At 63.2% G+C, this 24,645-nt stretch carries 19 protein-coding genes and 2 pseudogenes; 7 read left to right on the top strand and 14 right to left on the bottom strand.

The annotated features are described in order from the left end of the window. Positions 1-5: 5 nt before the first annotated feature. Positions 6-1,004, top strand: coding sequence for a hypothetical protein (locus tag HP547_RS06160; RefSeq protein WP_172285749.1), 999 nt, complete (start codon positions 6-8; stop codon positions 1,002-1,004). Between the two features lie 303 nt (positions 1,005-1,307). Here the strand turns inward: HP547_RS06160 and HP547_RS06155 are convergent. The 5 genes and pseudogenes from HP547_RS06155 to HP547_RS06135 all read right to left on the bottom strand — a co-directional run. Then, a pseudogene (locus HP547_RS06155) lies at positions 1,308-2,497 on the bottom strand (IS66 family transposase); the annotation flags it as partial. Positions 2,498-2,504: 7 nt separating this feature from the next. Then, positions 2,505-2,831, bottom strand: a pseudogene (locus HP547_RS06150) (toxin VasX); the annotation flags it as partial. A 236-nt stretch (positions 2,832-3,067) separates the two neighbouring features. Beyond that, a complete protein-coding gene (locus tag HP547_RS06145) occupies positions 3,068-4,039 on the bottom strand; it encodes a biotin-dependent carboxyltransferase family protein (RefSeq protein WP_172285748.1) in 972 nt (323 codons plus the stop codon). After that, positions 4,036-4,923, bottom strand: coding sequence for an allophanate hydrolase subunit 1 (locus HP547_RS06140; protein WP_172219639.1), 888 nt, complete (start codon positions 4,921-4,923; stop codon positions 4,036-4,038). Before HP547_RS06140 ends, HP547_RS06145 begins: the two co-directional genes overlap by 4 nt. A gap of 90 nt (positions 4,924-5,013) precedes the next feature. Continuing rightward, positions 5,014-5,772: a 5-oxoprolinase subunit PxpA gene (locus HP547_RS06135; protein ID WP_172219641.1), complete on the bottom strand. Its 759-nt coding sequence runs from the start codon at positions 5,770-5,772 to the stop codon at positions 5,014-5,016. 130 nt (positions 5,773-5,902) lie between these two features. Here HP547_RS06135 and HP547_RS06130 point away from each other — a divergent pair, with 130 nt between their 5' ends. Then, positions 5,903-6,820: a LysR substrate-binding domain-containing protein gene (locus tag HP547_RS06130; RefSeq protein ID WP_172285747.1), complete on the top strand. Its 918-nt coding sequence runs from the start codon at positions 5,903-5,905 to the stop codon at positions 6,818-6,820. 21 nt (positions 6,821-6,841) lie between these two features. Here the strand turns inward: HP547_RS06130 and HP547_RS06125 are convergent, their stop codons facing one another. From HP547_RS06125 to HP547_RS06090, 8 genes are all read right to left on the bottom strand, one after another. Further along, complete coding sequence (locus HP547_RS06125; protein ID WP_172285746.1) at positions 6,842-8,113, bottom strand: OprD family porin; 1,272 nt, start codon at positions 8,111-8,113, stop codon at positions 6,842-6,844. A gap of 81 nt (positions 8,114-8,194) precedes the next feature. Continuing rightward, positions 8,195-9,379 (bottom strand): 3-(3-hydroxy-phenyl)propionate transporter MhpT, encoded by a 1,185-nt coding sequence (gene mhpT / locus HP547_RS06120; RefSeq protein WP_172219647.1) that lies wholly within the window; start codon positions 9,377-9,379, stop codon positions 8,195-8,197. Positions 9,380-9,446: 67 nt separating this feature from the next. After that, a complete protein-coding gene (gene mhpE, locus HP547_RS06115) occupies positions 9,447-10,457 on the bottom strand; it encodes a 4-hydroxy-2-oxovalerate aldolase (RefSeq protein ID WP_172219649.1) in 1,011 nt (336 codons plus the stop codon). Further along, complete coding sequence (locus HP547_RS06110; RefSeq protein WP_172219651.1) at positions 10,454-11,386, bottom strand: acetaldehyde dehydrogenase (acetylating); 933 nt, start codon at positions 11,384-11,386, stop codon at positions 10,454-10,456. The genes mhpE and HP547_RS06110 overlap by 4 nt, the downstream gene beginning before the upstream one ends. Before the next feature lie 11 nt (positions 11,387-11,397). Next, a complete protein-coding gene (gene mhpD / locus HP547_RS06105) occupies positions 11,398-12,192 on the bottom strand; it encodes a 2-keto-4-pentenoate hydratase (RefSeq protein WP_172285745.1) in 795 nt (264 codons plus the stop codon). 14 nt (positions 12,193-12,206) lie between these two features. Continuing rightward, positions 12,207-13,070, bottom strand: a complete 864-nt coding sequence (locus HP547_RS06100) for an alpha/beta fold hydrolase (protein ID WP_172285744.1) — start codon at positions 13,068-13,070, stop codon at positions 12,207-12,209. A 17-nt stretch (positions 13,071-13,087) separates the two neighbouring features. Further along, a complete protein-coding gene (gene mhpB / locus HP547_RS06095; protein WP_172219657.1) occupies positions 13,088-14,032 on the bottom strand; it encodes a 3-carboxyethylcatechol 2,3-dioxygenase in 945 nt (314 codons plus the stop codon). Position 14,033: 1 nt separating this feature from the next. Then, entirely contained in the window at positions 14,034-15,701 is a 1,668-nt protein-coding gene (locus HP547_RS06090; protein WP_172285743.1) for a bifunctional 3-(3-hydroxy-phenyl)propionate/3-hydroxycinnamic acid hydroxylase, read from the bottom strand. 156 nt (positions 15,702-15,857) lie between these two features. On the opposite strand from HP547_RS06090, the gene HP547_RS06085 reads away from it, so the two are divergent. The 5 genes from HP547_RS06085 (at position 15,858) to HP547_RS06065 (ending at position 22,827) form a co-directional block, all read left to right on the top strand. Then, a complete protein-coding gene (locus HP547_RS06085; protein WP_172285742.1) occupies positions 15,858-16,022 on the top strand; it encodes a hypothetical protein in 165 nt (54 codons plus the stop codon). Continuing rightward, a complete protein-coding gene (locus tag HP547_RS06080; protein ID WP_172219661.1) occupies positions 16,015-16,830 on the top strand; it encodes a DNA-binding transcriptional regulator in 816 nt (271 codons plus the stop codon). The genes HP547_RS06085 and HP547_RS06080 overlap by 8 nt, the downstream gene beginning before the upstream one ends. Positions 16,831-16,865: 35 nt before the next feature. Then, positions 16,866-18,932 carry a maltose alpha-D-glucosyltransferase gene (gene treS, locus HP547_RS06075; protein WP_172285741.1) on the top strand — a complete coding sequence of 689 codons (2,067 nt, stop codon included), beginning with the start codon at positions 16,866-16,868 and terminating at the stop codon, positions 18,930-18,932. A gap of 88 nt (positions 18,933-19,020) precedes the next feature. Next, a complete protein-coding gene (locus tag HP547_RS06070; RefSeq protein WP_172285740.1) occupies positions 19,021-22,005 on the top strand; it encodes an autotransporter domain-containing protein in 2,985 nt (994 codons plus the stop codon). Between the two features lie 192 nt (positions 22,006-22,197). Beyond that, positions 22,198-22,827: a riboflavin synthase subunit alpha gene (locus tag HP547_RS06065; protein ID WP_172285739.1), complete on the top strand. Its 630-nt coding sequence runs from the start codon at positions 22,198-22,200 to the stop codon at positions 22,825-22,827. A gap of 54 nt (positions 22,828-22,881) precedes the next feature. Here the strand turns inward: HP547_RS06065 and proP are convergent, their stop codons facing one another. Beyond that, positions 22,882-24,384: a glycine betaine/L-proline transporter ProP gene (gene proP / locus HP547_RS06060; RefSeq protein WP_172232188.1), complete on the bottom strand. Its 1,503-nt coding sequence runs from the start codon at positions 24,382-24,384 to the stop codon at positions 22,882-22,884. Positions 24,385-24,645 lie beyond the last annotated feature (261 nt).

Raw genomic sequence — 24,645 nt, 5'->3', positions numbered from 1 at the left:
CATCAATGAAGAGCAAAACCAAAAAAATATCATTTGGAAGCGGATGCGCAATAAACGACAACATGCTGTACGTCGCCTCATTTATTGACTCTCTAGAGGACATCAACCACACCAGGATGTTTGTCCTAAATTTAGACCTTCCTGTCATCTGGCATTATCACGACCTGAACAGCAAAACAGTGATCTCTACAGCATTTCGACCACAGCAGAATGAACTCGCAAGAGCAGGCTGCGCGCTTACAACAGACGGATACATAGAGATATTCAACACCGAAGAAACTTCAACCACAAAAATTAGTAGAAATACATACGCCCCACTTACATCGCTAGCTGTAATCGATGGGATTTTTTTCTGCTGCGGAACCGAGGGGCAAATATATAAAATCGAATCAAGCCGCACCGAAGAAATTGGCCAAGGAATAGCGACCAATGTGAAAGTGGCTTTAGATAAAATATTTGATATAAAAAAAACTGAAGACCCAGAGAAAATTCAAAGACTAACAAGCGCCTCGCGCTCCATCACAACTCTACAGTCCATTGACGGCCTTTCTAAGGAGGATATTTATACATGCGGGACCAATGGAGTGATTTACCACTGGAATGGGAGAGAGTGGAGCAAATGCAGGAGCGGCACCAGACAACATCTTCACAGCATTCACTGCATTACACAAGACGACATCATGGTATGTGGCCACAACGGGACAATTGTTCGCGGAAACTCCAGAGAAGGCTTTAAACGGCTAGCTTCAGAAAAAATCAGTAAGAATTTTTGGTGCATTCGCTACTTCAATGACTCCATCTATATCGGAACCACTAATGGTTTATTAGTGTTGAAAAATGGAGTTTTCGTTCACCCTCTACCCCCCAACCTTCCCCTACCTAAGGACTACAGCATAGAAAGCTTAAGCTCAACTGAAGATACACTATGGGTAGTTACAAACCGATTCGTCCTCCGACTCAATCAAGACGAATGGCAATTGATAGATCATCCAGACAATTTGTAGGGTTATGGCAATAACATTTTTAGAACTTTAGACAAACCTCTGGGCGGGTGTAATAAATAAAATTGCATCCGCACCCTCAAACTCAACCCCGAGTTCCTAATCATGCGTCACGCAGCACAAGCTGCAAGAATCATATCCCATTTTTTCATTGCAAACAGCTTTTCTGCGTCTTCACTCAACAACGCTAGGTAGGTCAGTCCCAGAGAGTCATCGTGCCGTTTTCTGGCAATTAATTAAAATTGCGTCGCAGAACATCAGCGTGATTACTTGACGCACCAGCCCTTAAAATACTGGGGACGCGGTTTACCGTGGCATTTCCGGTGAGCCGTTCCACGGCAACAGTGCGTCATAGTCTGCCGCCGTCTGCGCATGTAGCAGCCGCTCCAGTACATAGCGCAGCCAAGTATAGGGCTTTGGCCGTTGATCTTGGCAGTCTCGACCAGACTGTCAAGCTGAGCACTGCCGGCGCCCCCTTGGGCGTGTCGCTGAATAGCCAAGCTTACGCTGTTCACAAATGGCTTTATGGCGTGCTCTGCCGGGTTGTTATCGATCTGGCAAATACCCAGCCTCTACATAACGCTCCAGCCGACTCCAATTGCTAGCCAGGTAATTCACAGCCTTGCCGAGCACACTTTGCGGCCTCACATGCGGCTGCGTCTTGTCCAGCCAACTTTTCAACTGCGTCAGGATCGGCAGGCTCTTTTCCTGCCGGCCAGTCAATCGCTGCTCATCACTGGCATCCTTCAGTTCACGTTCGATGCCTTACAGCTTGTTGATCAATGCCCGCGCCATATCTGCGCGCCCGGCTTTGCCCTTGGGCTGCACCTTCTGAGCTTCAACAAACTTGCGACGGGCATGCGCCATGCACGCCAATCGCTCAATATCATATCCCGCTGCAACGCCAAGGCGTTATAGCCGGCGTAATCGTCCGTCAAGACATAGCCGCGATAACGTTCCAGCAAGCGCAGCGGCACATCCTGCGCACGGCTGGATGTGTAGTCGAACAGCACGACTTTCTGATCCGGTGGCCCACTGGCTTGCACCCACATCCAGAATTCGTTGGTCGGGTCTCGATCCGCTTCTTTAAGCACTTGGACGCGCGCTTCGTCGCAATGGATGACCGGGCTTTCCAGCAACCGGTCGCGCATCAGATTCAGCAGTGGTTGCAGGTGCTCGCCGCACTGAATCACCCAGCGTGCCAAGGTCTGACGCGGAATTTCGATACCGTGTCTGCTCAGCACCGTTTCGAAACGGTGCAGCGGTAAGCCATCGACATACTTGGTCGTCAGCAGCATCGCCAAGACGCTCGGACTGGCCATGCTCTTTTCGATCTGCTGAGCGGGTTTGTCAGCGGTGGCCGGAGCGATTTCACAGCCACGGCAACCGTAAACTCTACGGATGTGTTTGATCACGCGGATCTGCATGGGCACGATATCCAGCTGCTCGCTGGTTTCTTCACCGATCACATGTTTGCAGCGACCGCAGGCACACGTCGGCTGCCGGCAGCGGCGACGGCGGACCGTCCTGGGGCTCGTACGGGTTGAAATAGCGTAAATGACCCTGCGCACTGACCTCGTAGCCATGCCAGACCTGCTGGTCGAGCAGCACGTACAGGTAACCCATGCGCAAGGTGCGCAGGCCCAGCTTGGCCGAAATATGCAGGCTGTCGGCCACCGTGGTGACGCACTCGGGGCGGGTACCCGGGACCAGCGAGCGGCGCAGCGGCAGGAGGATCGGCAGACCCTGGCGCTCGCAGGACATGCACTGGTCGTGCGGCAGGCCGCCTTCAGCGGCGGCAATGGCAAAGCAGCCGCTGCTCCCTGGCAGCGACCGCGACCTTGTCGCGCACTGCCGTTCTGGAAGGAGCCTGGCGTTTCCCAAGTCGCTGTAGGAATATTCGAACGTGAATGTAGGAACGGATTTACCCGCGAAGAACCATGAGGGTGGATGGCACCGGCTTCGCCGGTGTTCGCGGGCAAGCCCGCTCCCACAGGGATCGCGCACGCCGATTAAATTTTGTGCAAGACAGTTGCTCCTGCTTCAATGAGAAAAACGCATTGCGCTCAGGAGAACAGCCTGGCCAGGCAACCGAGCTTCTTCTTGTACGACCGCCGCGCCTCCAGCGCCTGCTCCAGGCTGACCGCCAGAAACCGTGCCTGCTGGTTTGGCTGCATCTGCCCGATCAGATCGAGGTCGGCGCTGATCACCGTGCCGATCATGGCATAGCCACCGCCCGACACTGCATCCCGGTGCAGGATGATCGGCTCCAGCCCCGCCGGCACCTGAATCGAACCGATCGGGTAGCAGCTGTCGACGATATTGGAGGGGTCCGACCCGGCACCGAACGGCTGTTCCCGCGGTTGGAAGCTCAAGGCACTGCCGCCCTTGTAGCGATAGCCGATACGGTCCGCCTCGGAGCCGACCGTCCAGGCCTGGGTGAAGAAGCTTTGCGCCGCCGCGTCGGTCAGGCGGTGGAAGTACAGGCCCGGCACCACCCGCAGTACCACTTCGCCGCCCAGGGCCTGGCGCAGGGCCATGGGCAGGCTGGCACCGGCGTGGGTCTTGCCGCTCGGCAGGCCGACCGGCAGCACATCGCCCGCCATCAGCTTGCGCCCATGGAACCCGCCCAGCGCTCCCAGGGCATAGGTGGAGCGGCTACCGAGCACCTCGGGTACATCGATGCCTCCGGCCACCGCCAGGTAGGCACGGGCGCCAGCGGTAGGGAAGCCGAACCGCAACACCTGCCCCGCGCGCACGGCAAACGCCGTGTCCGGGCGCTGCTCACGGCCATCGAGCAACCCCGGCATCTGTGCCCCGCATACCGCCACCAGTGCATCGTGCTGGAACTCCAGCTCCGGCCCCACCAGCGCGCATTCAAGGCCTGCCGCACCGGCCGGGTTGCCCACCAGGTGGTTGGCGGCGCTCAGGGCATACTGGTCAAGTGCACCAGACGGCGGGATGCCCAGGTGGTAGTAGCCTTCGCGGCCCAGGTCCTGCACGGAGGTGGCCAGGCCCGGTTTGAGTACCTTGATCATGCCAGCACCTCCTGCAGCGATTTGGGGTAGCCGACCGGGTCGGCGAGGAACGCGTCCAGGGAAAACTCCACCGGGCGAATGCGCAGGTCGAAGCGGCCCTCCTCCACATCCGCCACTGCCTGGTCGTAGGTGCGGCGGTCGATGGGCTTGAACTGCACGATGTCTCCTGGTCGGAAGAACACCATGTGCGCCTTCAGGTAATTCAATGTCTGCTGCGGGTCGTAGATCGGCGCCGGAGTAACGCCGAACATCTGGTAGCCCCCTGCCCCGCGCACCGAGTAGATGCAACCAAAGCAGCCGCCATGGCCCAAGGTGAGCTTGGGGGTGTCGGTGCGTGGCCGCAGGTATTTGGGCACCTGTAACTGCCGCTCGCGCTCGACCATCTGGAACATGAACGGCAAGCCGGCGACGAAGCCGACCATCGACACGAACCAGGGCGCGCCGCTGTGCGCAGCGATGAACGCCTCGACATCGGCCAGGCCGTTGATGCGCGCCGCGTACTCCAGGTCGGTGCTGGTCGGGTCCTGGTGGCGGTCACGAAAGCGCATCAGGGTTTCGTGCGTCCACGGGTCGTTGTACAGCACCGGTATCTCGATGATTCGCGTGTGCAAGCTGCGCTCGGCCACCGCCTGGGCTTCTGCACCGCGCACGGCGTCGAGCAGCGTTTCGGGGGCGATGCGGTCCGGGTCGAAGCGGATCTGGAACGACGCGTTGGCCAGGCACACATCCAGCACGCCATCCAGCGCCAGCCGCTCCACCGCACGGGTGATGGCCATGCCCTTGAAAAAAGCCTCCAGCGACATGCTGTCACTGACTTCGGCAAACAGATGCTCGTCGGCGCCGAAGCTGTAACGGATCGGGGTTGTAGCAAGCGGTTCGGCCATGACTGTTCCTTTTCTTGGAATCTTTATAGAAAGGCAGGCAAAAACAAAATGCGCGGGCTGCGGCGGGTACATGCCGCATGCCACATGGGCTCAGCGCGGGGCTCGCACCTCGATGCCCGCTGTGTCCAGCGCCTTGCGCGTGGCCTCGACCAGGTCCAGCGCACCCGGGGTATCACTGTGCAGGCAGATGGAGTCGAACTCGATGGCCAGGTCCTGGCCCTCGACCGTGCGCACCACGCCCTGCTGGCAGGCCCGCAGCACCCGCTCAGCCACTGCCCTGGGTTCATGACCACGGACATTGCGGGTGAACACGATCGAACCACTCAGGTCGTATTCGCGGTCGGCGTAGAACTCGCGAACCACCGGCTGGCCGAGTTGCCGGGCGATCCGGCAGATCACCGAACCCGGCATGCAATACAGCAGCAGTTCGGGCTCGATTACCCGCAGGTTTTCCACCAGCAGCCGCGCGGCTTCTTCGTCACGCGCCAGGTGCATGTACAGCGCCCCGTGCGGCTTGATGTGCTGCAGGGACACGCCCTGGGCGCGGGCAATTTCACGCAGCGCGCCGAGTTGGTAGAGCATGTCGTCGACCAGCTCCTGGGCCGGCGCATTGATGTGCCGGCGGCCGAAGCCGACCAGGTCGCGGAAACCCGGGTGCGCCCCTACTGCAACGCCCAGGGCCTTGGCCCGCTCGACAGTGCGGCGCATGGTGCCGGGGTCGCCGGCATGAAAGCCGGTGGCGATGTTGGCCGTGCTGATGTAGCCCATCAACTCGTTGTCGACGCCATCGCCAATGGTCCACGGGCCAAAGCCCTCACCCATGTCCGAGTTGAAATCCACCACTTGCATGACTGTCTCTCCTGGCACTTGTGACTGCATGCAGGCCACGTTAGATTCTCGTCGCCCCCTTGGGAAGATCTATAAACAGATAGGGTGTCTTCGGAAAATCAGATACCTGCAGCCGCCACAGGAGCCTACCGTGTCACTGACCCTGCGCCAGGTCCGTTATTTTATCGCCACTGCCGAGATCGGCCAGATATCCCAGGCGGCGATCCACCTGAACATCTCCCAGTCGGCGGTGACCACGGCGATCAAGGAGCTCGAGGCGATGCTCGGCCTGCTGTTGTTCCAGCGCTCCGCCCAAGGCATGAGCCTGACTGAAGCTGGCCGGCACTTCCTGAATCGCGCCTACGTGATAATGCGCAGCGTCGACGATGCGTTGAACAGCCCGCTACCGGACATGCGCGCCAGTGGCCTGCTGCGCCTGGCCGCAAGCTACACGGTGATCGGCTACTTCCTGCCCCACCACCTGCAGCGCCTGGAGCACTGGCATCCAGGCGTAACCCTGGAGCTGTACGAGCAGGAGCGCAGCGCCATCGAACAAGGCCTGCTGGAGGGGCGTTTCGACATGGCGGTGGTGCTCACCGCCAACCTCACCCACCCTGCCATCGTTTCGGAGACGTTGTTCAACTCCGAGCGGCGGTTGTGGTTGCCCGGGCATCATCCGCTGTGCGAGCGCTCGGCGGTGAGCCTGGCCGATGTCGCCAAGGAGCCTTTCATTCTGCTCACAGTCGATGAGGCCGAGCAAAGCGCCATGCGCTATTGGCAGCAGGCCGGGCAGCAGCCGCGCGTGCGGGTCAGGACCAGTTCGGTGGAGGCCGTGCGCAGCATGGTCGCCAATGGCAGCGGCGTGGCGATTCTGTCCGACCTGGTGCACCGGCCCTGGTCGCTGGAGGGCAAGCGCATCGAGACAGTGACCATCAGCGACCCGGTGACGCCGATGAGCGTGGGGCTGGCCTGGCACCGGGAGCGGGCGTTCAGCCCGGCGATGCAGGCTGTGCGCAACTATTTCCATGATGCGTTTCTGGCACCGCAGCAGTTGTCTGCCCGGCGCTGATGGAGCATGCGTATGCCCCAGTCACCAGAGCCTCACGGTGTAGTCCAGGTTGACGCGCAGCTCGTTGTCGTCCCGGTGCGTCGCACCCGCTGCAAAATCATTGCGATACCAGGCATGCCGCACGCGCAACGCCACACCTTTGAACGTGCCCTGCTGCACGGTGTACGACAGCTCCACATCCTTCTCGCTTTCACTCAGCCCGGCCCCGCCGAAGCCCGGCAGTTCGATGTTGTCACCCCGTACGTAGCGCAGCATGCCCTTGAGCCCCGGCAACCCGAACGGGGCAAAATCCTGGTCGAACCTGACCTGCCAGCTGCGCTCCCTGGGGTTGAGAAACTCCGAACTCAGCGTGCCTTCGGTGATCACCAGCGGCTCGGTACCGTACAGGTAAGGCATGGCGGTATCGCCATCCAGGCGCATGTAGCCCACGCCAACGCTATGGCTGGCCCAGGCATAGCTCAGCATCAAGGCCGTGTTGCGGTTGTCGACCTTGCCGGCCTTGGCTGCACCGTCCTCACCCGTGACGAACAGGCGCACATCGCTTTTCAGGCGCCCAGTGCCAAGCTGGCGCTCGTCGACCAGGCCGAAGTAGTCCTTGCGGTACAGCTGGTCCAGTTCGGCGTGGTAATACCGCAGGGTCAAGGCCTCGGACCAGGCGTAGTCACCGCCCAGAAAGGTGAAGCGGTCAGATGTGGCAGCGCCGTTGAAGCGCCCGTTGGGCGAGCCGATGCTCATCTTCTGGTAGTCGGTCGAGTCGCGCAGGTTGATGCGGTCGAGCCAGCCGGCATGCAGGCTCAGGCGGTCGATGTCGGATGAACGCAGGTAAGCGCCGCGAAACGTCTGTGGCAGCAGGCGCGTGGGGCTGGCGAAGGCAATCGGCAGAAAAGTACTGATGCTGCCGCCCTGCAGCTCGGTGCGTGAAATGCGCAGCTTGCCGGTCAGGCCCAGCTCGGAATAGTTGTCCGCCGGCTCGCGCGTACTGCGGTCGAACGGCAGCAGCCCGGTGCCGGCACGGTCGGGTGAAGAGTCCAGCTTTACCCCGAGCATGCCCTTGGCGTCGAGGCCGAAACCTACAGGCCCTTGGCTGAAGCCTGAACTGAGATTCAGGATGAAGCCCTGGGCCCATTCACGGGCGGCGGCCTGCGGGGACGGGCCCAGGTAGTTGCGGTCGAAATAATAGTTGCGCAGCACCAGCTCGGCATGGCTGTCTTCGACAAAGCCAGCGGCGTGGGGCGGATTGGCGCAAAACAGGCAGGCGCTCAGCGCCAGGCAGGTTTTTCGGGCCTTGTGCATGGTGACTTCACTTTCTTGTAGTTGTAGGAAGCCCTGCCGCAGAAGCAGCAGGGAGCACGCCAGGGTGAACAGCGAGTGGCGTTATACCGGGCGACGGCCGATCAGGCGGAACAGTGCCAGGGCAGCAATCACCACGCCCGGTGCCGAGGCCAGCAGCACGCCGGCAGAGCCGGCACCGAGGGCGAGCATCTGGCCAGCTACCAGTGGCCCGCTCATGGCGCCCAGGCGGCCAACCGCAACCGCCGCACCCACGCCGGTGGCGCGCACGCGTGCGGGGTAGAAGTGCGGCGCCAAGGCATACAGCACCCCTTGCCCGCCAGTGGCGAAGAAGCCGGCAAAGAAACCGGCCGCGAGCATGCCGCGCAGGTCACTGGCCAGGCCCAGGCCACCGAGGGCAGCCAGGATGCCCAGGTACACCAGCGTCGCCGTCGCCCAGGCCGGCAAGCGTTCAAGCAGCTGGCCCAGGGCCAGGGTGCCGATGGCGGCGCCGATCTGCAGGGCAAACATCACCCAGCTGGCGTCATGGCTGCTGAAGCCCTGGCCGACCAACAGGCTCGGTAGCCAGTTGATCAGGATGTACACCACCATCAGGGTGAAGAAATAGCTCAGCCACAACAGCCATGTGGCGCCCTGGCCGAACAGCTCGCGGCACAGGCCGGGTGTATCGCCGGCCGGCTGTGTGGCGCGAAACTGGCGCGACTCCGGCAGGTAGAACGCCAGCAACGGCAGGATCAGCAGCGGCCCGGCGCCACCGACATGGAACACCCGCTGCCACTCGCCGCTGTAACCGGCAATGCCGATACCGGCCGCCAGTGCTGCTCCCAACGGTACGCCGCAGTACATCAGGCTGACGGCGCTGCCGCGCAGGCGCTCGCCGGCGGCCTCGCTGCACAGGGCGATCAGGTTGGGCAATGCGGCGCCCAACCCTACCCCGGTGAGCAGCCGCGCCAGCAACAGGCTGGGCAGGCTCCAGGCGTGGGCCGTGGCCAGGGAAAACAGGCCGAACAGTGCCACCGACGCGATCAGCACGCGTTTGCGCCCCACGCGGTCCGCCAGCCAGCCGCCGACCAGGGCGCCGGGCAGCAGGCCGAGGATACCGGCACTGAACACCCAGCCCATTTGCAGCTTGCCCAAGTTGAAGGCGCTGGCCATGCCAGGGGCGGCGATGCCGGCGGCTTGCAGGTCGAGGCCTTCGAGCAGGGCAACGAGAAAACACAGGCCAATGGTGATGGCCGCACGCGGCGGGTTGTTTGCAAGAGAAGTCATGAAGCCACCCTGTTGTTCTTGTAGTGGGTTGTTGCCAGGCGGGGGCACCGCGCCCCCGCCAGGTGCATCAGCGTTTGAGCAGGTCCAGCGCTACATCGACGATCATGTCTTCCTGACCGCCTACCATCCGCCGCTTGCCCAGCTCGACCAGGATATCCACCGCCTTGATGCCGTACCTGGCAGCGGCCACTTCGGCGTGGCGCAAGAAGCTCGAGTAGACCCCGGCATAGCCCAGGGCCAGGGTTTCCCGGTCCACCCGCACCGGCCGGTCCTGCAATGGGCGCACCAGGTCATCGGCGGCATCCATCAGCGCGTACAGGTCGGTACCGTGATTCCAGCCGAGCTTGTCGGCGGCGGCGATGAACACCTCCAGCGGTGCATTGCCGGCACCGGCCCCCATGCCGGCCAGGCTGGCGTCGATGCGGTCGCAGCCCTCTTCCACCGCGGCGATGGAGTTGGCCACGCCGAGGCTGAGGTTGTGGTGGGCATGGATACCGGTGTGGGTCGCAGGGTCGAGCACAGCCTTGACCGCGCGGAATCGCGCGCGGATGTCGTCCATGTTCATCGCCCCGCCCGAGTCCACCACGTAGATGCAGGTGGCGCCGTAGCTCTCCATCAGACGGGCCTGCCGGGCCAGGCCTTCAGGCGTCTGCATGTGGCTCATCATCAGGAAACCCACCGTGTCCATGCCCAGTTCACGGGCATACTCGATGTGCTGGCGCGAAACATCCGCCTCGGTGCAGTGGGTGGCCACGCGCACGATGCGCGCACCGGCGTCGTAGGCGTTTTTCAAGTCATGCAAGGTGCCAATCCCTGGCAGCAACAGCGTGGCGATCTTGGCGTGGTTGACCGCGTCGGCTGCTGCTTCGATCCATTCAAGGTCGGTGTGGGCACCGAAACCGTAGTTGAAGCTGGAACCCTGCAGGCCATCGCCATGGGCCACTTCGATCGAGTCGACCTTGGCCAAATCCAGCGCGCGGGCAATGGCGCGCACGTCGTCCAGCGAATACTGGTGGCGAATGGCATGCATGCCATCGCGCAGGGTCACGTCACTGATATAGAGTTGCTTGCCGTTCATGCCAGGGCTCCCATTGCCAGGGCCATGCGCTCGGCAGTGGCCAGCGCGGCGGAAGTCATGATGTCGAGGTTGCCGGCATAGGCCGGCAGGTAATGGGCAGCGCCTTCGACTTCGAGGAACACCGATGTCTTCAAGCCGCTGAATTGGCCATGGCCTGGAATATTCAGGTTTTCCACCTGCTCGAACTGCACCTGCTGCTTGAGCCGGTAACCCGGCACGTAGGCCTGCACGGCGGCGGCCATTTCCTCGATGCTTGCCGCCACCTGTTGCGGGTCGGCGGCTTCACTGAGCACGTATACGGTGTCACGCATCATCAGCGGCGGCTCTGCAGGGTTCATGATGATGATCGCCTTGCCCTTGGCCGCGCCGCCGATCACCTCGATGGCCTTGCTGGTGGTTTCGGTGAACTCGTCAATGTTGGCGCGTGTGCCAGGCCCGGCGGACTTCGACGCGATCGAGGCGACGATTTCGGCGTAGTGCACCTTGGCCACACGCGACACCGCCGCAACCATCGGGATGGTGGCCTGGCCACCGCAGGTGACCATGTTGACGTTGCGCGCCTGCAGGTGCTGCTCCAGGTTGACCACCGGCACGCAGTACGGGCCGATAGCCGCGGGGGTCAGGTCGATGACCCGCAGGTCCGCCTTGTGCTGGCGCAGGAAGGCGTCGTTGTTGACGTGGGCACCCGCACTGGTGGCGTCGAAGACGAAGTCGATCTCGCCAAACAGCGGCAACCGGGTCAGGCCCTCGACGCCTTCATGGGTCGTCGCCACGCCCATCCGGGCAGCCCGCGCCAGGCCGTCGGAGGCGGGGTCGATGCCGACCATCGCGGCGATCTCGATATGTTGGGCGTTGCGCAGGATCTTGATCATCAGGTCGGTACCGATATTGCCGGAACCAATGATGGCGGCTTTGCGTTTGTGGCTCATGGGGTACTCCGTCATTCGCCGCTGAAGGTCACGCCGACACGGCCAAGGCCGTCGATTTCGGCTTCGAAATGGTCGCCTGGGGCCACCGTCGCCATTGGCCCCAGGGCGCCGGTAAGGACAATGTCGCCAGCGCGCAGCGGCTCGCCCAGGCGGGCCATGGTGCGTGCCAGCCACACGGCGGCGTTGAGCGGGTGGCCAAGGCATTCTGCGCCGCTGCCACTGGAGGCCAGCTCGCCATTGCGCGTCATACGCATGGCCGCAGTGCGCAGGTCAAGGTCCAGCAGTTGACGCGCCGGGCCGCCAAGCACGAAGCAGCCGCTGGAAGCGTTGTCGGCGACGGTGTCGGCGAAGCGGATGTTCCATCCCTGGATGCGGCTGCCGACGATTTCCAACGCTGGCAGCACGTAGCCGGTAGCGGCGATCACATCGGCGAAGGTGGTTTCGGCACTGGGCAGGTCATGCGCCAGTACCAAGGCAATCTCGGCCTCGATCTTTGGCTGCATCACGCTGGCATAAGGCACGCATTCGTTGTCGCCGTAGCACATGTCGGCGAACAGGCTGCCGAAGTCGGGCTGGTCGACACCCAGCTGGGCTTGCACCTTGGGGTTGGTCAGGCCGATCTTGCGGCCAACCAGCCGCCGGCCTTCGGCCAAGGCATGGGCCACATTCAGGCGCTGGATACGGTAGGCGGCTTCGGCGTTTTCCGGGCCGATGGCATCACGCAGCGGCGCGATGGCTTCACCCTGCTGCTGTGCGCGGCGCAGGTCGGCGGCCAGGCGTTCGAGGGTTGGCGTGTCGATGGTCATGGGTGTACCTCAAATCAATGCTGGAGGAAGTCCAGTACCAGGCGGTTGAAGGTGTCGGCGTGCTCCCACTGGGCCCAATGGCCACAGTTGTTGAACACGTGCAGGGCCGAGTCGGGAATGCCGGCCAGCAGGCGCAGGCCGGCGTCCATCGGCACGAAACGGTCGTTGCGGCCCCAGACGATCAGGCTGCGGGCGCGGATCTCATGCAGGCGCGGGCCGAAGTCGGGGAACTGGCGCGGGTTGCCGGCCAGGCTGGCGACGAAATTGTCCAGGTGGTCGCGGCGGCTGAGCATGTTGTCCAGGCGGGTCTGGAACAGCTCTTCGGTAAGGTCGCTGGGGTCGTAGACGAAGACATTCATCATCTTCTTCAGGTTTTCGATGGTCGGTTCGCGGTACAGGCCGTTGAGCAGCTTGATACCCTCGGTGGGCATCGGCACGAACGGGCTGGCGCCGCCAGTACCGCCGCCCATCAACACGAGTTTGCCGACCCGCTCGGGGTGGTCGAGGGCAAAGGCCACGGCGCTGTGGCCACCCATCGAGTTACCAATGATGTGCACGCGCTCCAGGCCCAGCACATCCAGCAGGCCCTTGAGCGCGTTGGCGTTGAGGTTGGAGCGCGAACCGCTGCAGACGATCGGGTCGCTCTTGCTCCAGCCCGGGCAGTCCACCAGCAGCACACGGTAACCGGCGGCCAGCAGCGGTTCGAGGTTGCGGTTGAAGTTGGCCCAGCCGCTGGCACCTGGGCCAGAGCCGTGCAGCATGACCACGGTTTCGGCGCCTTGGCCCAGGTCGTTGTAGTGCAGTTGCAGGTCGAGCTCGCCTTCGCGGACACGGGCGAAGCGGCTGCTGCTGGCTTCGCTGAGGGGAATGCCGGTCATGGTGGTACCTCTGTTGATCAGGTCAGGAAATGGGCGCTGAGCGAAGCGAAACCGGCGATCCACTCCGGGATCGGCCGGTAGTAGCGGTCGCTGGCCTGGTAGGTGCCGTAGGCACCGAGTGCGGCAAACGCGGCCACCCAGGTTTTCACCTCGTGGGTCGATTTGCCGGCCAGTGCCGACAGTTCGGCGTTGGCCATGCCGTCAAGCTCGGCGTAACGGCGCTGTTGCAGCAGGTCAAGGAAGTGGTTGTCCCAACCCGGGTTCAGCGGGTGCAGGCTGTGCTGGTCCAGCACGAAGCCTTCGGCGGCGCTGATTACCCGCTGCTGGCGGGCCTGGCGTTCGCTGGCCGGCAGCTCGCGGCCACTGCCCAGCAGGCGCTCGGCCATGCGTGCATCGACCCGCGCCAGCTCCGGTACTGGTGGCTGGTGAGACAACCCGCCCGAACCGAGAAACAGCACGCGCTTGCCGGTACTGCGGGCAAAATGACCGATGGCTTCACCGAGCGCGCGGGCACGGGCGAAGCCTGGCAGCGGCACCGCCACACCATTGATGAACACCGGAATGACCGGCCTCGCGGCGAGGCTGCCGAGCAGCAGTTCCAGCGGCTGGGCGAAGCCATGGTCGACTTGCATGCGGTACGACACCGCAGCGTCCACCCCGGCTTCGAGGACGGCGTTGGCGCAGGCCTCGGCAACCTCGCGGGGCACATCCAGCGGGCCGGCGGCACTGTTGAAGTCGCCGATGGCAGTGGCGGCCATGCCGATGCAGAACGCCGGCATCACGTCATAGAAAAAACCGTTGTAGTGGTCTGGCGCAAACAGGAACACCAGCTCCGGGTCGAATGCTTCGATCCGTGCACGGGCAGCGGCAATCACCCCGTCCACCTCGTCCAGCACCGCTTGTGCCGGGTCCACGTAGCCCACCAGCGGGGTATGCGACAGGCAATGCAGATACGCGCTCATCTCATGCCACCTTGCTTGCAAACGGTGCCTGCACGGTGGCCTGGGGCTGGGCGTCGAGCGCCCGCAACAGGGCGTCGCTAACGTCGCCAATGGTCTGCGGGATGGCCACGCCAGCGACGAAACGGTCCGGGCGCAGCAAGGCGATGGACACCGGGTGGCGACCGAACCAGTCCTTGAGCCGACCACTGCAGTCACCCACGCGGACCACCCCGTCCGGCACTTCACGGCCAGCCTTGAGCTGCACCGGCGGCAGAACCTGTATGAAGCACGTGCCCAGTGCACGCCAGGCGGCCACCTGCTCGGCGCTCAGGCCCCATTGCGGGTCGTTGCCCCAGGCGATAAAGGCAAAGTTGCTGCCGATCACATCGTCCAGCAGGCAGGTCTCGCCCGCCTCGGTCAGCACCTTGGGCTGGATGAACATGCGCCCGACCGGCGATGCCTTGCTGCCCTGCTCTGCCACCAGCGCACCTTTGGCATACTGCGGCATGGGCTTGAAGCGCATTTCGAGGAAGTAGCGCTTGACCGCGGGCAGGTAGTTCAGCGCCCACGACACCCCATCGCGCAGCGTGCCCTGCCAGCGCTTCGGTGGCGCCAGCACGTGGCCGGCCAGCACCGACAGGTCGATCATCGCCTTGACATGGTCGCGGCGCTCCTGCTCGTAGGTGTCGAGCAGCGCTTCGCCCGCCAGGCCCTTGGCGACCAGGGCGAGCTTCCAGCCCAGGTTGCTCGCGTCGCGCATGCCGCTGTTGTAACCCTGGCCCTGCCACACCGGCATGATGTGCGCCGCATCACCGGCCAGCAGCACCCGCCTGGCGCGAAACTGCCCGGCCAGGCGGGCGTTGTGGGTGTATACGCGCTTGCGGATCAGCTCGACGCGGTCCGGGTCAGGCAGCACCTTGGCCAGCAGCTTGCGCAGGTTTTCCGGCTTGCCCAGCTCGGCTTCCGTCTCGCCGGGCATCACCATGAACTCGAAACGCCGTACACCGTGGGGCAGCGCCGCCGATACATATGGGCGCACCGGATCGCAGCACAGGTACACATTTGGCGTGCCCAGGGGGTCGTTGGCGATGTCGATAACGATCCATTGGTTAGGGGCGGTCTTGCCCTCGAAGGAAATGTCCAGCGTGCGGCGGATCAGGCTGTTGCCGCCATCACAGGCCACCAGGTAACGGGCACGCACGCTTTCCTGGCGGCCTCCGGGGCCATTCATGCGCAGGCTCACGCCGTGCTCGTCCTGCTGGAACTCGACCACATCCCGCGAGAACAGCGTGTGCACATTGGCAAAGCGCGCCAGGCCCTGGTACAGCACTGCATCGACCTGCGGCTGGATGAACGCATTGCGCCTCGACCAGCCGAACTCGTCGGTCATCGGCTGGATGTCGGCAAAGCAGCGGCCCTTGGGCGTCAGGAAGCGCATCGCGTGCCACGGGGTGGTGTGCGGCAGCACTTGCTCGACCAGGCCGATGGCCTGCACGGTACGCAGCGACTCGTCGTCGATGCCGATGGCCCGCGGGTAATCGATCAACTGGTCGAGCTTCTCGATCTGCAGCACTTGCACGCCGGCCTGGCCCAGGTAATTGGCAATCGCCAGCCCGACCGGGCCTGCGCCGATGACTACCACGTCAGCGGTGTAATCGGCCTGAATATGATCTGCTTGTAGCGTGTTCATTGTTGTAATCCTCGACACGGCCCGACGGCGTCCCCGGAAACCCCAGGCAAGCCGCTACCGTTCTCGCGCAGGCAGGCGCAAGGCAGTGAATGGGCGTTTTGGCTGGTTCGGGCTTAAGGCAGCGTCGCTACGCTCGGTGTGAATGAAGCGCGGGCAATGGATAAGGACGGCAGGCAGGCGTGGCACATGGTGTTTTCCCCTGTCAGGGCATTTGTAGTTGTTGGTGGCGAGTATAGGAACGGCGCCGTTTGCCCTACAATGAAAAACCGCCTGCTCGTGCACCTGGTGCACATCATTGTTTTTAAAGGCTTTTATGAATAAAGACCGCGATTCCGATTACAAGACAGTGCGCGGGTTGAGCCGCGGCCTGGCCTTGCTCAACGCGCTCAATCGCCTGGACGGCGGCGCTAGTCCCACCCGCCTGGCCGAGCTCACCGGCCTGCACCGCACCACCGTGCGACGTTTGCTGGAAACCCTGCAGGATGAAGGTTACGTGCGGCGCAGCGAGTCGGACGACAGCTTTCGCCTGGCCCTGAAAGTGCGCGAGTTGAGCGAAGGCTTTCGCGATGAACAGTGGATCAGCGCCAAAGCGGCGCCGCTGCTTGCCGAGTTGTTGCAAGAGGTGGTGTGGCCGACCGACATCAGCACCCTGGACGTCGATGCCATGGTCGTGCGCGAAACCACGCACCGCTTCAGTCGACTGTCCTTTCACCGGTCGATGGTCGGGCGCCGCCTGCCATTGCTGGAGACAGCCACCGGGCTGGCGTACCTGGCCTTTTGCGCAGACGCCGAGCGTGAGCAGATCATTGCCCTGCTGGCCAGTCGCGAAGGGCCTGAGTACCGGCTGGCGCGTGACCCGGTAGCGCTCGACAACCTGCTGCGCAAGGTGCGACACCGCGGCTATGCGGAGAACTTCATGGCCTGGAACCAGGAAGAGAAGATTGCTTCGATTGCCGTGCCATTACACACGGGCGATCGACTGCTGGGGTGCTTGAACCTGGTGTATGTGGCCAAGGCGATGAGTATCGAGCAGGCGGCTGCGAAATACCTGCCGGCCTTGCAGCGGTTTGCCGGGCGGATTGACCAGTTGTTAAGTACGCAGAACGATCCGCCCGCCACGCCGTCATAACCTGAGCCGGTGCCGACACGCAAAGAGGACGCGAAATGACCCAGCCCGACCCGTCATACGTCAAATGGCTCGAAGACCGCGCCATGCTCAAGGCTTCCCAGGAGCGCGCCAGCCTGTATTCGGGCCAGTCGCGCCTGTGGCAGCAGCCCTACGCCGAAGCCCAGCCGCGCCGTGCGACCGAGATCGCCTCGGTGTGGCTGACGGTTTACCCCGACGCCATCATCGCGCCCGAGGGCGGTTCGGTGCTCGGCGCCCTGGCTCACGAAGCATTGTGGAAGCGCCTGTCGGAGATTGGCATCCAGGGCCTGCACACCGGGCCGATCAAGCGCTCCGGCGGCATCCGTGGCCGCGAGCTCACCCCCAGCATCGACGGCAACTTCGACCGCATCAGCTTCGACATCGACCCACTGTATGGCAGCGAGCAGGAGCTGGTGCAGATGAGCCGCATGGCCGCCGCGCACAATGCCGTGACCATCGACGACCTGATCCCCTCGCACACCGGCAAGGGCGCCGACTTCCGCCTGGCCGAAATGGCCTACGGGCCTTATCCAGGGCTGTATCACATGGTCGAGATCCGCGAGGAAGACTGGCCACTGCTGCCCGAGGTGCATACCGGCCGCGACTCGGTCAACCTGCTTCCGGCGCAGTGCGACGAGCTTAAAGCTCGCCATTACATCGTCGGCCAGTTGCAACGGGTGATCTTCTTCGAGCCTGGCGTCAAGGAAACCGACTGGAGCGCCACACCGCCAATCGTGGGCGTCGATGGCAAGACCCGGCGCTGGGTGTACCTGCATTACTTCAAGGACGGCCAGCCGTCGCTGAACTGGCTGGACCCGACCTTCGCCGCTCAGCAGATGATCATCGGCGACGCCCTGCACGCCCTGGACTGCCTGGGCGCCCGCGGCCTGCGCCTGGATGCCAACGGTTTTCTCGGCGTGGAAACACGTGCCAGCGGCACTGCCTGGTCGGAAAGCCACCCGCTGTCGATCGTCGGCAACCAGCTGATCGGCGGCATGATCCGCAAGGCCGGCGGCTTCAGCTTCCAGGAACTGAACCTGACCCTGGACGACATCGCGCAGATGTCCAAGGGCGGTGCTGACCTGTCCTACGACTTCATCACCCGCCCGGCCTACCAGCATGCGCTGTTGACCGGTGACACCGAGTTCCTGCGCCTGATGCTGAAGGAAATGCACGCGTTCGGCATCGACCCGGCCTCGCTGATCCATGCCCTGCAGAACCACGACGAACTGACCGTGGAACTGGTGCATTTCTGGACCCTGCATGCCCACGACATGTACCTGTACAAAGGCCAGACCTTGCCCGGCGCCATTCTGCGCGAACACATTCGCGAAGAGATCTACGAGCGGCTGTCGGGCGAGCATGCCCCGTACAACCTGCGCTTCGTCACCAATGGCATTGCCTGCACCACCGCCAGCCTGATTGCCGCAGCGCTGGGTATCCGCGACCTGGCACAGATAGATGCGGCCGACATCGAGCTGATCCAGAAAGTGCACCTGCTGCTGGTCATGTACAACGCCATGCAGCCAGGCGTGGTGGCGCTGTCCGGCTGGGACCTGGTCGGTGCCCTGCCCTTGCCTGCCGAAGCGGTTGCCGAGCGTATGACCGATGGCGATACCCGCTGGATTCACCGCGGCGCCTATGACCTGGCCGGGCTTGACCCGCAGGCGCAAATGTCGGTGCGCGGCATGCCTCGCGCACGGGCGCTGTACGGCAGCCTCGACAGCCAGCTGGAACAGGGCGACTCGTTTGCCTGCAAGGTGAAGAAGCTGCTGGCCGTGCGCCAGGCCTATGGCATTGCCACCAGCCGCCAGGTGCTGGTACCCGAGGTCAGCAGCCCGGGGCTACTGGTGATGGTGCACGAGCTGCCGGCCGGACGCGGGATCCAGATCAGTGCGCTGAACTTTAGCCAGGACGTGATTGCCGAGGAGCTTCTGTTGACCGGTTTCACGCCGGGGACGGTGGTTGACATGATCAATGAAACAGTCGAGGGAGACTTGACCGAGGACGGGCGATTGATGGTCAACCTGGACCCGTATGAGGCGCTATGCTTGCGCATCGTCAACAGCAGCGGTCATGTCTGATCGAAATGAAAACGCCTTTCCTGTCAATCAAATCGTAATATCGCAAAGCCATATTGGGCGCCCCTGAACGACAACCCATGGTCGCCCAATGCATTTCACGCCCAACCGCCTGGCCCTGTGCGTCGCCCTGGCCTGCGCCGCCTTCGCCCCTGTTGCCTTGGCCAAGGCCTACCAGATCGACAGCGCCACCACCGATACGCTGGAGCTGAAGAAGGCCGACACCTTGCAGGTAACCGCCAACGGCAGCATCGTTGCCGGCAATGACGACGGCGTGGTCCTGCCCAAGCACACCAGCGGTGCCACGCTGACCCTCGACAACGCCGGCATCATTCGCTCCACCGATGGCCGCGGTATCGACACCAAGGACCACGGCGAAGATCTCAGCCATTACCAGATCACCAACCGGACCGGGGCGCTGATCCAGGGCACCAACGATGGCCTGCGCTTCCAGACCAACCCCACCGCCGGTGGCAGCCTGAGCGTTATCAACGCCGGCACTATCGCGTCCACCGTCGAGGGCCAGGCCATCGACCTGGAAACCTTGAACAACCCGGCCTTCACGACCACCCTGGTGAATGAAACCACGGGGATGATTCATGCCGTGGGCAACGATGCGATCAAGACCGGCTCCAATGCCACAGTGACCAACTATGGGCTGATCTACACCGACACCGCGCCGCAGGACAAGAACGGCCAGGACCAGAAATGGGACGGCATCAAGATCGGCAACTCCACCGGTGTGACTGTCTACAACCACGGCACCATCAGCGCCGACCGCCATGGCGTCGACCTGAAGACCGATGCCACCCTCTACAACTACGAAGGCGCCAGCGTTACCGGGCGCAACGGCTCGGCCTTCGGTTCGGACGGCAGCGGCACGGTGTACAACTGGGGCACCATCACCGGCGCCATCGCCGATGGCAAGATCAATGGTGACGGTGACGGCGTCGATATCGACAACATCGGCCATGTGTACAACGCCGGCACCATTCAGGGTCTGGGGGCGAAGGGCGTCGACAGTGGTGGCCGGCCGAACGGCAGCGAAGGCATTGCCATGGGTGGAGGCAGCATCGTCAACACGGCGACCGGGGTGATTCGCAGTGTCGACAACGGCATCCTCGTCGATGACGGCGCCGAGGGTGCCGGGGTGGCCGCCACCACCCTCGCTAACGCCGGGCGCATCGAAGGCGAAAGCGGTTTTGGCATCAAGCTGATCGGCGAGTACGACGACAGCGTGACCAACAGCGGCACCATTAGCGGCGGCAACGGCCTGGCGTTGAGCCTGGGTGCCGGCAACGACAGCCTGACGGTGCTGACCGGCGGCGTATTCCACGGCCTGGTCGATGGCGGCGAGGGTATCGATGAGCTGACCCTGAACGGCACTGGCAGCTTCGGCAACAGCGCCAACTTCGAGACCCTCAGGGTCAGCGGTGCCAGCTGGACCCTGAGCAGCGTCGACGACTTCAGCCAGGGCGGCGTGGTGACCTCCGGCGCCACCTTGGTCAACCAGGGCAGCATCCTCGGCGAGTTGCTGATCGAGCAAGGCGCCACCTATGCCGGTGGTGGCTCGGTCGGTGGGCTGCAAGTGGACGGCACCCTGTTGACCAACACCGGCATGGGTGTCGCCGCGGTCGCGGGTGACCTGAGCTTCGGCCAGGGGTCGAGCCTGGTGTACGGCGTCAACGCCGATGGCAGCAGCGCGCCAATCAGCGTCAGTGGCACGGCCAACCTCGATGGGGCGACCCTGCGCGTGCAGCCAAGCGCCGGTGAATACCCGTGGCACAGCCACTACACCGTACTGACTGCCGGTGCGGTGAACGGCACCTTTGCCCAGGTCAGCAGCGACTATGCCTTCCTCACCCCGACCCTGAGCTACAGCAGCACTGCAGTGGGCCTGGACTACAGCCGCAACGACGTGGCTTTCGAGCACTACGCACAGTCTGGCAACGCTGCTGGCGCCGCGCGCAGCCTGGCCAGCCTCGGACAGAACAGCAACCTGTACAACGCCGTGCTCGGCACCACCACGGCCGGGGCTGGCAATGCCATCGAGCAGCTTTCGGCCAGCAACACCGCCAACCTGGCGGCAGCCACCCTGGCCAGCACGGCGCAGGTCGGCAGCAGCATGTTGGGGGCCGTGCGCGCGATGGGCAGCAGTAGCAGCCTGCTGGTGGGCCTGAGCGACGGCGACCGCCCTGCCCTGGCTGCCACCGGCGTGCCGCGCGAGGCACGTAATCTGAACGATCCGACCGCCCAGGGGCGGGTGTGGGGGCAGGCACTGGGCAGCTACGGCAAGGTCGATGGCAGCCATGGTGCCAGTGCGCTGGAACAACGCACCGGAGGCGCTGTGCTGGGGATCGACTGGGCGCTGGCTGGCGACTGGCGCCTGGGCCTGCTAGGTGGTTATTCGCGTACCCGCCTGGACAGCACCGGCCTGGATGGCACCGTGCGTAGCTGGCACGCCGGCGTCTACGCCCAGCGCCAAAGCGGCCCGCTGGCGCTGCGCCTGGGCGCCGCGTACAGCAGCCACGACGGTGACAGCAAGCGCGACGTGGCGTTCGTCGGCTTCAACGAGCGCCTCAAGGGTGACTACGATGCCGACAGCCAGCAAGCCTTCGTCGAACTGGGCTATGCCATGGGCAGCGGCCGCCTGGGTGCCGAGCCGTTCGCCAACCTTGGCTACCAGCGCTACCACCGCGACAGCTATCGCGAGCAAGGCGGTGACGCGGCGCTGGCGGTGGACGCCGATACCCAGGACAACCTCAGCAGCACCTTCGGCGTGCGCCTGGCTCACCTGGCGCAGCTGGACAACGGCATGAGCGTGACGCCCCGGGCGACCCTGGGCTGGCGTCACACCTACGGCAGCATCGATACCCGTACGCGGCAGGCGTTCATCGCCGGGGGCGATGCGTTCAGTGTCGAAGGCAGCGCCATTGATCGGGACAGCTTGCTGGTCGAGGCAGGGCTGGACCTGGGGCTGAGTGCGCGGCAGAGCATTGGCCTGGGGTACAGCGGTGAACTGGGCAGCAACAGCCGCAACCATGCGGTGGTCGGGCAGTGGCAGGTGAAGTTCTAGTACTCGCTGCCTGGGCTGGCCTCTTCGCGGCTAAAGCCGCTCCTAAAACGGACTGCCCAGGTTTCAAGTCCTGTGAGAAATACCTGTGGGAGCGGATTTACCCGCGAAGATGCCCGTACAGGCAACTTGCATTTACAGCTCCACGGGCATAGCTTCCTGATGTTTTCCATATCTGTGCCCAGGAGCAACTCCATGTACACCGGCATCGTCCAGGCCGTCCGCCCGCTGCTTGATGTGACCCGCTATCCGGGCCACAACCAGTTCACCATCGACCTCACACCCGAACTGCTCGACGAGCTGAAGATCGGCGCCAGCATCAGTGTCGAAGGTACCTGCCTGTCGGTTACCCAAATCGATGGCACGCAGGTCAGGTTCGACGCCATGAACGCCACCCTCGAGCGCACCAACCTGCGCTGTTTGAAGGCCGGCCAGGGCGTCAACATTGAACGTTCGGCGAAGATGAACGCCGAAGTCGGCGGCCACCTGATGGCAGGCCACATCGCTACCACCGCCGAAATCGTCGAACTGTCGATCAAGGAAACCGGCGCTTTCATCACGTTTCGCATGCCACCGGAATGGGGAAAATATGTGTTCCCGCGCGGCTTCATCGGGGTCAACGGTTGCAGCCTGACCGTCGCCGATGTCGACGACAATGTGGTCACCATCAACCTGATCCCGGAAACCCTGCGCCAGACCACGTTCGCCAGCTACAAGGCCGGCGAGCTGCTGAATATCGAGGTCGATCACCAGACCATGGTGCTGGTCGACGTGGTGGAACGCACCATCAAGGGCACCTTGGCCCGCGAAAAACTCCAGCCCTGAGTCCCCACGGGCCATGCCCCGCGCACTTGCACGCGGGGCTGCATGCCGCGCTGATCAGTCGATGCGCGGGTGCTGCTGCACCAGCAGCTTGCGCTTGGCCTCCAGCTCGGCAATCTGCTCGTCGATGTCTTCGATCTTCTGCTCGATGTTGTCGTGGTGCTCCTGCAGCAGCTCGCGCGCTTCCTCGATGTCCGATGCCGCCGGCGCCGCGCCGCGCAGCGGCTTGTTGGCGGTTTCCTTCATGGTCAGGCCGGTGACCAGGCCAATCACGGCGATCACCATCAGGTAGTACGCCGGCATGTACAGGTCGCCGCTGCTCTCCACCAGCCAGGCCGCCAGGGTCGGGGTAAGGCCGGCGATCAGTACCGAAATGTTGAAGGCGCTGGCCAGGGCGCTGTAGCGGATGTGCGTAGGGAACATCGCCGGCAAGGTCGACGCCATCACGCCAATGAAGAAGTTCAGCAGCACCGCGATGATCAGCAAGCCCGAGAAGATCAGTCCAAGCGCGCCGCTGTTGATCAGCATGAAGGCCGGAATGGCCAAAGCAAACAGCCCCACGCTGCCCACCACGATGAACGGGCGACGGCCAAACTTGTCGCTCATCAGTCCGATGATGGGCTGTACGAACAGCATGCCGACCATGATCGCGATGATGATCAGTACGCCATGGTCTTCGCTGTAATGCAGGTTGTGCGACAGGTAGCTGGGCATGTAGGTGAGCAGCATGTAGTAGGTGACGTTGGTGGCGATCACCACGCCGATGCAGGTCACCAGGCTGCGCCAGTGCTGGGTGGCCACCTCCTTGAACGATACCTTGGGGCCTGAAGCCAGGCCTTCGCGGTCGCCTTGCTCGAGTTTTTCCACGTGCTGCTGGAACGCTGGCGTTTCTTCCAGCGCATGGCGCAGGTAGAGGCCGATCAGGCCCAGCGGCAAGGCCAGGAAGAACGGCAGGCGCCAGCCCCATTCAAGGAACTTTTCTTCGCCAAGGATGGTGGAGATCATCACGACTACCCCGGCGCCCAGCACAAAGCCGGCGATCGAGCCGAAGTCCAGCCAACTGCCGAGAAACCCACGCTTGCGGTCCGGGGCGTACTCGGCGACGAAGATCGACGCGCCGGTGTACTCGCCCCCCACTGAAAAGCCCTGGGCCATCTTGGCCAGCAGCAGCAGGATCGGCGCCCAGATGCCAATGCTGGCGTAAGACGGTATCAGGCCGATCGCGAACGTGCTGAGCGACATGATGACGATGGTGGCAGCGAGGATTTTCTGCCGCCCGAAGCGGTCACCCAAGGCGCCGAAGAACAGCCCGCCCAGCGGCCGGATCAGGAACGGCACCGAGAACGTGGCCAGCGCCGCGATCATTTGCACGCTGGGGTCGGCGTTGGGGAAGAACACCTTGCCCAACGCATAGGCGACGAAGCCGTAGACGCCGAAGTCGAACCACTCCATCGCATTGCCCAGTGCAGCTGCGGTGATCGCCTTACGCATCTTGGCGTCGTCGACGATGGTGATGTCCTTCAGCCTGATTGGCTGGACGCTTTTCTTGCGAGATTTCATGCCTGTATCCCTGTCGATGAATGCTCTATGGGATCAGATACAACGGGACACTAAATAATTCAGCGCTTACTGATTTTTTGTGCGGGGACCTGGCGGCACATCGACACCGCCATAAAAAAACCGCTGCAATTGCAGCGGCTAATGAGATGGTCACCCCGACACCCTGCGAGGGCTACGCTTTCGCAGGGTGTTTTCATTCTGGAGGCCATCATCATGAGCGATTTGGCACTGGTCGGTATCGACCTCGGCAAACACACATTT

Origin of the sequence: Pseudomonas sp. CM27 (assembly GCF_013179515.1) — a bacterium.
Lineage (GTDB): Bacteria > Pseudomonadota > Gammaproteobacteria > Pseudomonadales > Pseudomonadaceae > Aquipseudomonas.
The sequence above is the reverse complement of the archived record's forward strand: the minus strand, read 5'-3'. Positions and strand labels throughout refer to the sequence as shown.

Bases quoted from the DNA above. Each gene is read 5' to 3' on its own strand.
- HP547_RS06110 (WP_172219651.1), bottom strand. From the start codon at position 11,386: ATGAGCCACAAACGCAAAGCCGCCATCATTGGTTCCGGCAATATCGGT.
- HP547_RS06085 (WP_172285742.1), top strand. From the start codon at position 15,858: ATGGATAAGGACGGCAGGCAGGCGTGGCACATGGTGTTTTCCCCTGTC.
- HP547_RS06140 (WP_172219639.1), bottom strand. From the start codon at position 4,923: ATGGCCGAACCGCTTGCTACAACCCCGATCCGTTACAGCTTCGGCGCC.
- mhpB (WP_172219657.1), bottom strand. From the start codon at position 14,032: ATGAGCGCGTATCTGCATTGCCTGTCGCATACCCCGCTGGTGGGCTAC.
- HP547_RS06100 (WP_172285744.1), bottom strand. From the start codon at position 13,070: ATGACCGGCATTCCCCTCAGCGAAGCCAGCAGCAGCCGCTTCGCCCGT.
- HP547_RS06080 (WP_172219661.1), top strand. From the start codon at position 16,015: ATGAATAAAGACCGCGATTCCGATTACAAGACAGTGCGCGGGTTGAGC.
- HP547_RS06065 (WP_172285739.1), top strand. From the start codon at position 22,198: ATGTACACCGGCATCGTCCAGGCCGTCCGCCCGCTGCTTGATGTGACC.
- mhpE (WP_172219649.1), bottom strand. From the start codon at position 10,457: ATGAACGGCAAGCAACTCTATATCAGTGACGTGACCCTGCGCGATGGC.
- HP547_RS06135 (WP_172219641.1), bottom strand. From the start codon at position 5,772: ATGCAAGTGGTGGATTTCAACTCGGACATGGGTGAGGGCTTTGGCCCG.
- HP547_RS06090 (WP_172285743.1), bottom strand. From the start codon at position 15,701: ATGAACACGCTACAAGCAGATCATATTCAGGCCGATTACACCGCTGAC.
- treS (WP_172285741.1), top strand. From the start codon at position 16,866: ATGACCCAGCCCGACCCGTCATACGTCAAATGGCTCGAAGACCGCGCC.
- proP (WP_172232188.1), bottom strand. From the start codon at position 24,384: ATGAAATCTCGCAAGAAAAGCGTCCAGCCAATCAGGCTGAAGGACATC.
- HP547_RS06125 (WP_172285746.1), bottom strand. From the start codon at position 8,113: ATGCACAAGGCCCGAAAAACCTGCCTGGCGCTGAGCGCCTGCCTGTTT.
- HP547_RS06070 (WP_172285740.1), top strand. From the start codon at position 19,021: ATGCATTTCACGCCCAACCGCCTGGCCCTGTGCGTCGCCCTGGCCTGC.
- HP547_RS06145 (WP_172285748.1), bottom strand. From the start codon at position 4,039: ATGATCAAGGTACTCAAACCGGGCCTGGCCACCTCCGTGCAGGACCTG.
- mhpT (WP_172219647.1), bottom strand. From the start codon at position 9,379: ATGACTTCTCTTGCAAACAACCCGCCGCGTGCGGCCATCACCATTGGC.
- mhpD (WP_172285745.1), bottom strand. From the start codon at position 12,192: ATGACCATCGACACGCCAACCCTCGAACGCCTGGCCGCCGACCTGCGC.
- HP547_RS06160 (WP_172285749.1), top strand. From the start codon at position 6: ATGAAGAGCAAAACCAAAAAAATATCATTTGGAAGCGGATGCGCAATA.